The organism is Mediterraneibacter massiliensis (genome assembly GCF_001487105.1).
Taxonomy (GTDB): Bacteria; Bacillota; Clostridia; order Lachnospirales; family Lachnospiraceae; genus Mediterraneibacter; species Mediterraneibacter massiliensis.
In genome coordinates this window covers 359,757-371,657 of record NZ_LN913001.1, presented here as the reverse complement: position 1 = coordinate 371,657, position 11,901 = coordinate 359,757, and the positions used below count along the sequence as shown (strand labels likewise).

The window sequence follows — 11,901 nt, the reverse complement described above, 5'->3', positions numbered from 1 at the left end:
TTCTCAATAAAAGAGGATCTTCTTACCATCACTCAGCTCATACACTTCTTTATTTTTCACATTCACAACCTCGTCTGTGTATAAAAAATTTTTCAACTGATAAAGATTGGTAAGACTATCTAATCCATACGGAAGCGCCTCTTTATATTGGAACGAGCCAAATAAATCCAGGTCTTCTTTTTCATCAAAATCTAGGTCTGCTATAGTAATAAATTCTTCCGGAGAAAAACAATCCAATCGCCCCATATCAAATTCACACCTTTTTGCATCTTCTACAATCACTTCATCGATACTGGCCGGATGATCATTTTTTCCAAGATAGGGATAATAGATACATTTTCTTCCACATATTGCCTCTTTGATTTTTTTAGCCTCTTCTGAATTTATTAAAAGACATATTTCCCACTCCGGATTTTCCAACCACTGTTCTTTTACAACCAGATTTCCACCCTGTTCTTTCGATGCATATCCAACCGAATTATTAAATATCTGAACCTTTTTTGAAATACAGCCATTTTCCTTCTTCGGCAAGATGGAAAGTTGTAGAGTCCTCAATTTTTCATAAAATTCCGGATAAGATTCCGTTAACTCCTGCTGCTTTTTCTCCCGTTCAAATCCTTTCATCTGGGTATACCCACCATACCCTAATATAGCACCGAAAATTCCAAGTAACGCTACTTTATGAATATTTCCATATGTGAAATAATAATATGTATTCACTTCCGGTTTCTTAAAAAAGGCACTTTTCCCACTTAAAAGAAATCTAAGTATTTCCATTCATTACACCTCTTTTTGCGTACGAATATCATATAACTTCATGTTGTCAGAGACTCCTTCCAAGACAGTGGTATATGGATTGTAATATACTTCAATACGATCAATCTGTTCTCTCAATTCTTCGAGCAGACCTGCACATTCTATTTTTATCACATTTTTCTCTGTTCCTTTTTCAAAACGGATATATTCAGATAAATTAGGCAAATATGTATCCGTTTTCGTTTCTACAAACAAGGCAAATTCATTTTCACATCCTACTTTTGAATTCGTTGCAAATGATGTTGCAGATACAATTGCTGTACGTTTAAAGTTCTGATAATCCTCTTCCGTATACCCTTCCGTAACTCCTAATTCTACTAATTCTTTATATGTCATCGGATTAATCACAAATGGATAAAAATAATGAGCTTCATTACTCACAATTTTGGTTCCGAGCGTAGAATTTTTATCGTCTTCCTCATTTCTAAATGGAGATAAAATCTGCTGTTCTTCCGGATTTGTCCCCTCATACTTATTGAATCCTTGTCCAATCTGAACAGCCCCTGTAATAGAAATATTACTTCCTGCCTCCGCAAAAGTTGCCCCAAAATTCTTCACATCTACACAATTCATTAAATTTTTCAAGACAACGGTTACATCTTTCAAATCACTTGCTCCATATAAAAATTCATACCGCTCTCTTAAAGATTTCGGAATGAGTGAGATCTCTCCCTTCTTACTTGGTTCTGATAATTTCATAGACTTGATATATAAAACCTTTTTCCCTTCGTTATCCCACATTTTTTTCATTGGATATTTTAATGCCTTATCACTTCCAAATACATCCCCGTCACTCGTTGTCTTCGGAAATCCAGAAAAATCTGCATTCCAATTTGCCATAAGCGATGAAATTCCCAACACACCATACACTCTCTTATTCATAACTATTTTTCCTCCTTCATATAGATAATATTATCACTGACATACCCAAAAATGACCATATCCTGACTTACATTTCCACTTGGAACATACTCTTCTATCATTGCTAATAAGCGATTCACGCGTTTCATCCCGAACGGAATTGCATGATTGTATTTTTTATACAACTGCACGAGTTTCATCTTAAGAACTTCATCTTTTTTCGCATTTAAAATTGGATTGATCAAAGCCTCCTTTTTGTTTTTTGATTTACTTAAAGAAATCAAATATGCTGTCATCTGTCCCACTGCATAATAATATTCTTCATCATTTTCAATCCAGTTATCTTTTTCTTCAAAAACTTTTCTTTTTACACTAGACACCAGTTCACGTTTTCTTTCCACCATCTCTTCTTCTCCTTCCAAAAAATAATTTTCAAACGACCAACGCAGATTTAACTGCCATGAAGCTCTTTCTCTATATCCATCTACAACCGTATTTTTTATCAAATCAAGTGATACCTTTTCAAGCATCCTAAAAAAGCCTTGATCAATCCCCAGTCTGACCCATGCGAAAATAGTATCTTTTGATATTATAATACAGTTTTTTAATATTTCGTCTTTTATCTTTATATCGCTAATATCAACATGATAATTACTTTCAAGATAGTTTGAGAAAAAAACTTCATGAATTATTTTTCCAATTTCCTCTCGCGTATAATATCGTTTATATTTATCCTGATATTCCGGATGTTTTGTATGCCTACATCCACTGACATTAAAAAAATCAAACGGTTCCTTTAGAATTTGATGAAACCCGGGAATATTATCCTGTTTTTGGATTTCCAGCTCTTTTCCTTTTTTAATTCTTAAATAATATCCCGCTTCTACATCCTGTGGTTCTTCCGACTGGGCATATGCTCGAATTTTTCTTTTCACAGTATCTATGTACACATCACATTTCCCTGCTGAGGCTAGATTCATCAAATAATCAAAAAATAGTCTCTGCAGCATTACCTCTTCACCATTCAATAAATATGATACTGGAATTTTTCTTGTTTTTGCAGCAAGATATGGCTTTTTCGCATTCATTCCTTGATTATTATCCGGAAGTCCATAAATACTGTCCCCGACTTCTACGTTATACTCATTATTATTGTAAATATTGGGCAGCAAATATCTTCTTTCCTCACGCTCAACATTTTCATGTTCCGTCTCAAAAAAGATTTTTAAATAATCTTTTCTGCTCAAATCCACCTCATCTAAATCAAAAATATGACTTTTGATCCACTGTCTATTTTTTTCCAACTCATCTGTCGAAACACCACCCTCAGATGCTTCAAAAAGCTCATATATCTTGCTTGCTTCTTTTGATTTTTGATACTTCTTTTTCAAAGGATCTTTTAATACTTCATAATACCCGTCTATAATCGCTTCCGTTAATTTCTTTGTAACAATGCTGTCCTTTTTTACAAAAAATGAATAAAAATTATTAGAATGAATTACCTTTTTCCCATCTACCGGCTTATTCATAGAAACTAATTGACTATGATAATCGTAAAAACACAATTCTTTTATATCCGTATTATTCGTCTCAATCTCTCTCGTTTTCTTATTCAATTTGATTTCTATACTATCTTTTATATTTCCCTGCCGATCCACAAAAATATATGTTCCATCTGCAGGTATATAAGAATCCAGGATAATATCTTTTCCGTTCTGTCGTCCTTGTTCTAATACTTCTCCAAATACCTCTAAACATTCCTTTAACATAAGAGCCTCCTCTTACAACCATCTGTAATTCACGAACCCTGCCCCCCGACTGTTCATCTCTAAAACACCCGTTCCTATAGCCATATATGCAAGCTGCTGTGCTGTTGGGTGATCCGTAATATGAATACAGAATTTATCCCCAAGTAATCTGATATTTTTATATTCCATTGCCACTGGTACTTTATTAGAAAACTCGATCAATGAATACAATGGGAACTCTTCATCCAATTTTTCATGCTCAAACTGATTCCATTTCTTAATCAAATTCACCTTTATCCGATCACCATATTCAGATAAATCCATATAACTCCTCCAATATCCTCGTTCATCTTTTAAAATCGCCGGCAGCAATGTATATAAACATTCTATCTGTTTTTGTGGAATGATACGTATTTCCGTTGTTAACCCCTTCATAGCCTCTGTATAAATATTCGCATATACTTCACTAAAATATCTGGCAAGCTGATCATCAATCGTTCGAATAATTATATTATAGATCCCCCCTTTCTTATATATTTGATCCTTTTCCAAGGGAAACGGCAAATTAAAACTATAATTTTTAAATTTGTTTTCTTCATGAAATTTTGCCAATTCTCCATTCCCTAAAAATCCCTTATCAATAAACTCTGCTATTTTTGTCTGTGTATATTTCACTTCAATATCCTGAAGTAAAAATACCTTGAGCTTTATTTCAAAGACTTTCACCTACATTTCCCCTTTCTTGTTATTCTTTCGCTTCAAATCTCTTTTCTAATATTACTATATTCCTTCCATAGTTCTTTGTCAATGATTTTATTACTAAATTTTATCACTTATTATTGAATAATAATATTTTATATAAAACCTTCTTGTATTCATATCTATCTGAACAAAAAATCTTTTCTTCTTGCTACATCTTATGTTTCTATTCATCAACAATACTAAATATTTATCACTTATTATATTTAAATACATCTCATGTTTTTATTTATCACCCAGCAAAAATAAATACACTGGCATATGCCCTGTAACATATCTTATCTTTCTTCCTTTCATAGCCTAGCATATTCTGCTCTAATTTACCACCCTAAAAACATATTCTTAAACTCTTTTCATGTACAGCCATATTTATTATGATGTCCTCATGCAGTTCATCACTTCCACCGTAAAGATACGTTTCCTCCTGGACGATATGGCCTCTACATACATCCTTTTTATCCTCGAGACAATAATAATGCTGTCTATTGTCTGCTAATTCCCCTGGGGTATGGATCCGGCACATCTTCAAAAATCTGTTCTTTTGAATATAAAATCCTATTTTCTTCATTCATTCCACCCTTTCTGCGGAAATGTGAAAAAAGTCCCTCGCCTGTCGGCGAAGGACTATACTTACAACCCAACCATTTATATACCGCATATCGGTCAGCGGTAAACTTACAACCCGACCATTTATATACCACATATCGGTCAGTGGTAAACTTTCTTTGTACTAATATACTAACAAGTACAAAGCGGAAAGTCAATAGAACTATCCATTAAAATTATATGCTGTTTGCACAAAATTATTCAAACTCTATCGTTCCTGGTGGTTTACTCGTCAAGTCATACATAACTCTATTCACACCACGCACTTCATTTATGATCCTGCTCATGACTTTATTCAACACTTCAAACGGTATCTCCGCCGCTTCTGCCGTCATAAAGTCTACTGTATTTACAGCTCTTAATGCCACTGCGTAGTCATAGGTCCTTTCGTCCCCCATGACGCCCACACTTCTCATATTTGTAAGCCCCGCAAAATACTGGCCGACGCTTCTGTCCAGCCCTGCATTTGCAATTTCCTCACGATAGATAGCATCTGCATCCTGTACCATTTTCACCTTCTCTGCCGTCACTTCTCCGATGATACGGATACCAAGTCCGGGACCTGGGAACGGCTGACGAAATACAAGATGTTCCGGAATTCCCATTTCCAGTCCGGCTTTACGAACCTCATCTTTGAACAAATCACGCAACGGCTCGATGATTTCTTTGAAATCCACATAATCCGGTAATCCCCCAACATTGTGGTGAGATTTAATCACAGCGGATTCTCCTCCCAGACCACTTTCTACAACATCTGGATAAATGGTTCCCTGTACAAGGAAATCTACTGCGCCGATTTTCTTTGCTTCTTCTTCAAACACACGGATAAATTCTTCCCCTATGATCTTCCGCTTTTTCTCCGGTTCTTCCACACCCTTTAGCTTTCCATAGAAACGCTCCTGGGCATTCACACGGATAAAGTTCAAATCATACGGTCCGTCCGGTCCGAACACAGCCTCTACTTCATCACCTTCATTTTTTCGCAAAAGACCGTGGTCGACAAAGACACATGTCAACTGATTTCCAATCGCCTTAGACAACATAACGGCAGCCACAGAAGAATCCACACCGCCTGACAATGCACAAAGGACTTTTCCGTCCCCCACCTTGGCACGGATCTCTTTGATAGAATTTTCAACAAAGGCATCCATTTTCCAATCGCCGGAACATGCACAGACTTTTTTCACAAAATTATTGATCATCTTTGTTCCTTCTGCCGTATGCAGCACTTCCGGATGGAACTGAATCGCATATAACTTTTCTGCCTCATTTTCTGCCGCCGCAACTGGACAATCCGCCGTATGGGCCGTAATCTCAAAGCCTGGGGCAACCTGCGCGATATAGTCAAAATGGCTCATCCAGCAAACAGTCTGTGAGGCCACATCCTCGAACACTTTAGACTGCTTTTTGTCAATAAGCACTTCTGTTTTTCCATACTCGCGTACATCTGCCCTCTTCACTTCACCGCCCAGTACATGCGTCATAAGCTGCGCGCCATAGCACAGACCCAGGACCGGTATACCCAATTTAAATAACTCTTCTGAGTATGTCGGTGAATCTGCCTCATAACAACTATTTGGCCCTCCTGTCAGGATAATTCCTTTCGGATTCATTTCTTTGATTTTCTGAATATCGGTCTTGTATGAATATATTTCACAATACACCTTACATTCCCTGACACGCCTTGCAACCAGCTGATTATACTGTCCGCCAAAATCAAGAACAATCACTAATTCATTTTTCACGGTTTCCCTCCCGTTATCCTACTATTTTCTTTTGTTCCCTGTCGGCATCTTACTGTCTATATCCATATATTCCCTATTTCCGCCAACGGTATACGTCTTTATTATAAGTGAGACTTTCTGCTTTTACAAGCATTTTCCCAAACCCCTGCCTATATTAAACACTTCACATCAACCATCAAATACTCCGGATCAATTTCCATTTACCGCTCTTGTACCGAATACTCATGCATATAGAACGGACGCACCAGTCAATTACCATAGCAACCCAGATACCAAATACCCCCATCTTCAGATAGCCTCCCAATACATAGCTGAATACGATTCTGAAGATCCACATAGATACCAAAGCAATCACCATTGTTACCGCCGCATCCCCTGCAGCCCGCAGTGTTGACGGCAAAGAGAATGATATTGGCCATATAAGCATACAGCTTATACTATGAAAATATAAAATCTTTCGTGTCATCTCTGCCGTAATATCTGACAGATTATATGCCCATAAGATCAGCGGAAGCAAAAAGAAAATCAGGATATTTACCGCCCACATACACAAATACGCCAATTTTATCAATTTTTTTGTAAAATATTGCACCTGTTCATAATCTCCCGCTCCGACACATCGTGCAATTACGGCTGTAATAGCCAGATTAATTGCCATACCGGGAAGGATCTGAAAATTTGCCACTGCGTTACTCACCGCATTAGCTGCGATTGCGTATGTGCCAAAAGTAGAGACCAGACTCAACACAATAATTTTCCCCAGCTGGAACATACTGTTTTCCAATCCGTTTGGAATACCAATTCCCAGAACCCTTTTTATCATCCTCCAATCAGGTCTGTACCGTAGAGATTTCTCTATATGAATGATTCTTTTCTCCTGTGCCAACAAACCGATGATCAATACTGCTGCAATAATTCGTGAAACTAATGTAGGAATCGCGACACCTTCTGTTCCCCTGTGAAAACCAAAGATCAAAACTGCATTTCCCGTCACATTGATCACATTCATAATAATAGATACTTGCATAGAAACTTTAGAATTCCCCATTACTCTGAAAATAGCTGCGCCGCCATTATACAGCGCAATAAACGGGATCGATGCCGTCACGATCAATAGATATGTATTTGCATGGGTCATTACATCTGCATCGATCTGTCCAAACACTACATGCAGGATAAACCACTTTGCCAAATAGAGGCATCCCATGATAATAAGCGACAATATTGTGATAAACCATATCATCTGCGTCGCAGCTTTACAAGATTCCTTTTCATTTTTCTGTCCCAAGTACTGACCCGCAATAACCGCTCCACCTGTAGCAAGAGCAGCAAACGCATTGATGAATAATATCATAATATTATCCACCAGCGACACTCCCGATACAGCTGCCTCTCCTACACTGGCAACCATGATCGAATCTGCCATCCCAACAAACACAGCCAAAAGCTGTTCTATGATCAATGGGATGATCAGTGCCGCCAATGCTTTATTATCAAATAAAAGCCGCTCTTTCTCTATTTTATATTTTACCATATCCTCCCACCCTTCCTTCTTTAGACGATCAAAAAACTTCTTAAGCAGAATAAAACTTCCCAACGTATATTATACGCCGGGAAGTTTTATCAAACAAGCAGTCCTATGCAGCATACTTGGAAATCTCTTGTGTTAGTTCTTCACAATTATCCTCATAGACCTGCAATTCGATTATATTATTGATCCCAAGATGCATAATACCTAGTAAAGACTTTGCATCTACAACAACTCTGCCCTTCTTCAGATCCATATCAAAATCATATTTGGAAACTGTGTTTACAAAATCAAGAATTTCCTCTGGATTTTTAAATGTAATTTTCATTTCACACATGATCATCTCTCCTCTTTTTCACTTCTCCTATAGTATACCCTTCCGGCGCCTCGTAATACATGCCTTTCAGGCAGACGGAATTCGTCCGGCAAGGTACATATTCTGTTATCTCTTTGAAGTCTTTCGTATCATAGCACATAATTCGCTAATGAAAAGGAAGAAATTTCTAAAAAAGGGGGAAATTTTTAATGAACTAACTTTCGAAATTCATTTGGGAGCACTCCTACCTCCTCTTTAAACACCCTGCTCATATATTTAGGATCTGAATATCCCGCAAGCTCTGCAATCTGATTCAATTTCAAATGCGTATTCAAAAGAAGCTGTTTTACTTTCTCTATCCTGTATTTTCGCATCGTCTCACTGAAACTTACACCTGTTTCCTTTTTCAGCTGCTGACTTAAATATTCTTCTGATACAAACAGACGGTCAGCGATCTCCTCCAGTGTAATTCCTTGATCATAGTATCGCCTCATCAGTTTTTTTGCTTTTTTGACCAGTACACTTAACTGGGCGTCTCCTTCCTCCTCTTGCGAATCTAGGAGAAGGATCCGGAAAAATTTTTCCATTGCCCTTCGTATTTGTTCCCAGCTGATCGCATCCGCGATCCTCCCCATGACTCCCTGTATCTCCAGCTCAGATTCCAATTCTTTTATCGTCTTATATGTATTGACAATAAATAAATTATAGCGAATAAGCGTCTCTTTTATTGCTTTTGGCTCATGTGGGTCGCTCCGAAGATAATCATATAATTTATAATAGCATTTCCGTATTTTCTCCCGATCATTATTTAATACAGCCTGCTTCCCTTGTTCTTCCAGTTCAAGAGGATACTTTACAGGCAGCGGATGAATCGCGTCAATATCCTCTTTACGTATCAACGCACCGCGGTCAAACAAAAGATTCCATTCTCTTTCTCTTTGTATTATCTGCAATTCTCCTGCCATATTTATCATATGGTCCATTTCTCTCCAAATGCAGATCAAGGGACATTGCAGAGCCCTGCACAGAACTGGGACAACCGATTTTTGAAAATATTCATATTTTGACTTTTTGTCTGTTATTCTATATATGATCATGATCAGAGAGTCCCACGCATCCGCTTCTACGCTATGTATAGAAAAATCCAGCACATGATCTGCTACCCTTTCCATTTGTAGTTTCGCTTCCCGCTTTAGTTTATGATATTGGTTTCCCATCCAGACTATAAACAAGGCGGCATTTTCTTCTACAGTAAAGCCATACTTTTCCTTTGTCATCTGATGAAAAGCATCCGTCGGATGAAGTTGTCCGTTTAAACATCCCATAAAAATGTTATCCAGAGAAAATGCCGACTCCTTACTTTGCTCGCGCAGCATCTTTTCTTCTATCTGATAGAGTGCTTTCTTTAATTCTGCTACTTTGATCGGTTTCAAAAGATAGTTTTCAATTCCAAGTTCGATTGCCTGTTTCGCATAATTAAAATCAGAATGTGCTGTCAGTACTAAAAATCTGCATTCTATATTTTCCTGTCTGATCCTTTTTAGCATTTCCAGTCCGCCCATTTTAGGCATATATATATCTAGAATGACCAGATCGGGCTTCTTGTCACGGATTAGTCCATACCCTTCTATGCCATCTCCGGCTGTTCCAACCAACTCATAATCCGGATTAATCCTGACAAGGAGTTTTGCCAGTCCTTCCCGGATAAGCAGTTCATCTTCCACGATTATGATCCGCATGTGTTTTCCTCCTTTACCGGTATGAACAGATGTACTTTGGTATAACTGTCTTCTTCACTTTCAAAATAAAGAGCTGCTTTTTCTCCATAATATAATTTTAACCGCTTTCTTACGTTTCCAACCCCCATATGCCCGTCTAATTCTGTATTTTCATCATTTAACTTTTCTAAAGTCTCTGGAGGGATGGTTTCTCCGTTGTTCCCGATTATAATATGTAACTTATCTTCAGATTCCTTCATCTGTATCACGAGAATATCTTTTTCTTCTTTTCCTGTAAAACCATGGCGGATTGCATTTTCCACTAGTGGCTGCAGAATCAGTTTATGGATTTTATATCCTAAAAATTTTTCTGGCACCCGAAGCCTGACTTCTATCTTTTTTCCTTTTTTCGCATCCTGCAAAAGAATATATTGATTCAGCCATCCTAACTCCTGGCAAACAGTCGTCGTCCCACCCATATTATATACCGTATATCGCAATATGTCTGCCAGAGCACCTACCATTTCGCTGATTTCATACTGTCCGTTTTCAATCGCCTTCCAATTAATCGTATCTAGCGTATTGTATAGAAAATGCGGATCTATCTGCGCCTCTAATGCATATAATTCCGCATTTTTCTGCTCTACGACAGCTTGTTTTACCTGTTCCATCAGATCTTCCATATGCGCAACCATGTCATTGAATCCATTCTCTATCTTTTGTATCTCCTCAGGCATTTTTTTACCACCTGCTATTTTAACTGAAAAATCTCCCTTTTCTACACGGTTCATCGCAGACATCCACTCTTCTACCTCCCACAGATACGGTTTCGTCATAAAAGAAATCAGCAGGAACATAACAATCGTCACAATAACCGCAATACAAACCAAAAGCAGGATCTGTCGCTCTATCATATGATCATAAACAGAGAGCGGCTGTACATTACAGATCGTAAAACCGCTCATTTTATTTTCCTTTTCTGTATAACGATTTGTTTCCACCTTCACATCTTCTAACTTTTTCCCTATCAAAGATGTATCCGCCGCACTGATGATCTGCTTTCCATCCAAAAGGTAGCTTTCTATGTCTATCCCCGCTGTCAACGCATCCTGCACAGCTTTCTCACGGATACTAAAAATCACTTTTCCTACCACTTCGCCGCCTGAAATAATATTTGCCGCGATCTCAAATAAGGGAATTTCTTTTCCGCTTTCTGCTATATAAACTGCTGTTCCATAATAAATTTCATTTTCTTCTATCGCAGGAATCCCTGTACTTTTTAGCCACGTATCACTGTCCTTCATATTGTTAAACTGGTCATATGAGATTCTGTTTCCATTGACCGTTTGAACAGTGATACCCATTACTTCTGCGTTACCAACACAAATATGGCGCATTTCTCTCTGGACGGCTTCACGTTTATCCTTATTTTCTCCTTCTGCCAAAACACGGACAGACTCTGTTATCTTTTCATCCGTACTGAAATCATACATAAGTGTTCCATATTTATCCAGCATCATATTCAGACATCGCTCTGAAGTCAGCAGATTATGCTTTATCTGCCTCTCCATGTCTGCTTTCATTCCTCTCCAAAAATTTATCTGAGAAAAAAGTGCAAAAATCATAACCGGGATCAGCGCCGCAAAGATAAACCCTCGCAGCAGCCTTTTTCTTAAAGTTCTATCCTTTTTCATGGAGCCTCCCCATGCCTTTCTCTTATATTGTATTTCTTCACTATATAAAATCGGCTCCGGCATCGCTTTTGCCATGTCCGGAGCCAGTCCTTGTTGTTTCCGCTGTACAT

10 protein-coding genes are annotated in these 11,901 nt (G+C 37.9%); all 10 read right to left on the bottom strand.

Going from position 1 to position 11,901, the window contains the following annotated elements:
• Positions 1 to 3 precede the first annotated feature (3 nt).
• On the bottom strand, positions 4 to 777 hold the full coding sequence (cas5b, locus tag BN3282_RS05935; RefSeq protein ID WP_059067424.1) for a type I-B CRISPR-associated protein Cas5b: 774 nt from the start codon (positions 775 to 777) through the stop codon (positions 4 to 6).
• A 3-nt stretch (positions 778 to 780) separates the two neighbouring features.
• On the bottom strand, positions 781 to 1,698 hold the full coding sequence (locus tag BN3282_RS05930) for a type I CRISPR-associated protein Cas7 (protein ID WP_059067422.1): 918 nt from the start codon (positions 1,696 to 1,698) through the stop codon (positions 781 to 783).
• A gap of 2 nt (positions 1,699 to 1,700) precedes the next feature.
• Complete coding sequence (locus tag BN3282_RS05925) at positions 1,701 to 3,446, bottom strand: hypothetical protein (protein WP_059067420.1); 1,746 nt, start codon at positions 3,444 to 3,446, stop codon at positions 1,701 to 1,703.
• 12 nt (positions 3,447 to 3,458) lie between these two features.
• Positions 3,459 to 4,151, bottom strand: coding sequence for a CRISPR-associated endoribonuclease Cas6 (locus tag BN3282_RS05920; RefSeq protein ID WP_059067418.1), 693 nt, complete (start codon positions 4,149 to 4,151; stop codon positions 3,459 to 3,461).
• 361 nt (positions 4,152 to 4,512) lie between these two features.
• Positions 4,513 to 4,752, bottom strand: a complete 240-nt coding sequence (locus tag BN3282_RS05915) for a hypothetical protein (protein WP_059067416.1) — start codon at positions 4,750 to 4,752, stop codon at positions 4,513 to 4,515.
• A gap of 235 nt (positions 4,753 to 4,987) precedes the next feature.
• A complete protein-coding gene (gene guaA / locus BN3282_RS05910; protein ID WP_059067414.1) occupies positions 4,988 to 6,535 on the bottom strand; it encodes a glutamine-hydrolyzing GMP synthase in 1,548 nt (515 codons plus the stop codon).
• 175 nt (positions 6,536 to 6,710) lie between these two features.
• Positions 6,711 to 8,069, bottom strand: coding sequence for an MATE family efflux transporter (locus tag BN3282_RS05905; RefSeq protein WP_059067412.1), 1,359 nt, complete (start codon positions 8,067 to 8,069; stop codon positions 6,711 to 6,713).
• Positions 8,070 to 8,172: 103 nt separating this feature from the next.
• Complete coding sequence (locus BN3282_RS05900; RefSeq protein ID WP_059067410.1) at positions 8,173 to 8,400, bottom strand: HPr family phosphocarrier protein; 228 nt, start codon at positions 8,398 to 8,400, stop codon at positions 8,173 to 8,175.
• A gap of 185 nt (positions 8,401 to 8,585) precedes the next feature.
• Positions 8,586 to 10,118 carry a response regulator gene (locus tag BN3282_RS05895; RefSeq protein WP_059067408.1) on the bottom strand — a complete coding sequence of 511 codons (1,533 nt, stop codon included), beginning with the start codon at positions 10,116 to 10,118 and terminating at the stop codon, positions 8,586 to 8,588.
• The gene (locus BN3282_RS05890) at positions 10,106 to 11,866 is read right to left on the bottom strand and encodes a sensor histidine kinase (protein WP_242866608.1); all 1,761 of its coding nucleotides are present in this window, start codon (positions 11,864 to 11,866) and stop codon (positions 10,106 to 10,108) included. The genes BN3282_RS05895 and BN3282_RS05890 overlap by 13 nt, the downstream gene beginning before the upstream one ends.
• Between the last annotated feature and the right edge of the window lie 35 nt (positions 11,867 to 11,901).

What these genes read in the sequence shown, in the direction of transcription:
- cas5b (WP_059067424.1), bottom strand. Translation starts at nt 777, where the DNA reads ATGGAAATACTTAGATTTCTTTTAAGTGGGAAAAGTGCCTTTTTTAAG.
- BN3282_RS05930 (WP_059067422.1), bottom strand. Translation starts at nt 1,698, where the DNA reads ATGAATAAGAGAGTGTATGGTGTGTTGGGAATTTCATCGCTTATGGCA.
- BN3282_RS05925 (WP_059067420.1), bottom strand. Translation starts at nt 3,446, where the DNA reads ATGTTAAAGGAATGTTTAGAGGTATTTGGAGAAGTATTAGAACAAGGA.
- BN3282_RS05915 (WP_059067416.1), bottom strand. Translation starts at nt 4,752, where the DNA reads ATGAAGAAAATAGGATTTTATATTCAAAAGAACAGATTTTTGAAGATG.
- BN3282_RS05905 (WP_059067412.1), bottom strand. Translation starts at nt 8,069, where the DNA reads ATGGTAAAATATAAAATAGAGAAAGAGCGGCTTTTATTTGATAATAAA.
- BN3282_RS05900 (WP_059067410.1), bottom strand. Translation starts at nt 8,400, where the DNA reads ATGTGTGAAATGAAAATTACATTTAAAAATCCAGAGGAAATTCTTGAT.
- BN3282_RS05895 (WP_059067408.1), bottom strand. Translation starts at nt 10,118, where the DNA reads ATGCGGATCATAATCGTGGAAGATGAACTGCTTATCCGGGAAGGACTG.
- BN3282_RS05890 (WP_242866608.1), bottom strand. Translation starts at nt 11,866, where the DNA reads ATGGCAAAAGCGATGCCGGAGCCGATTTTATATAGTGAAGAAATACAA.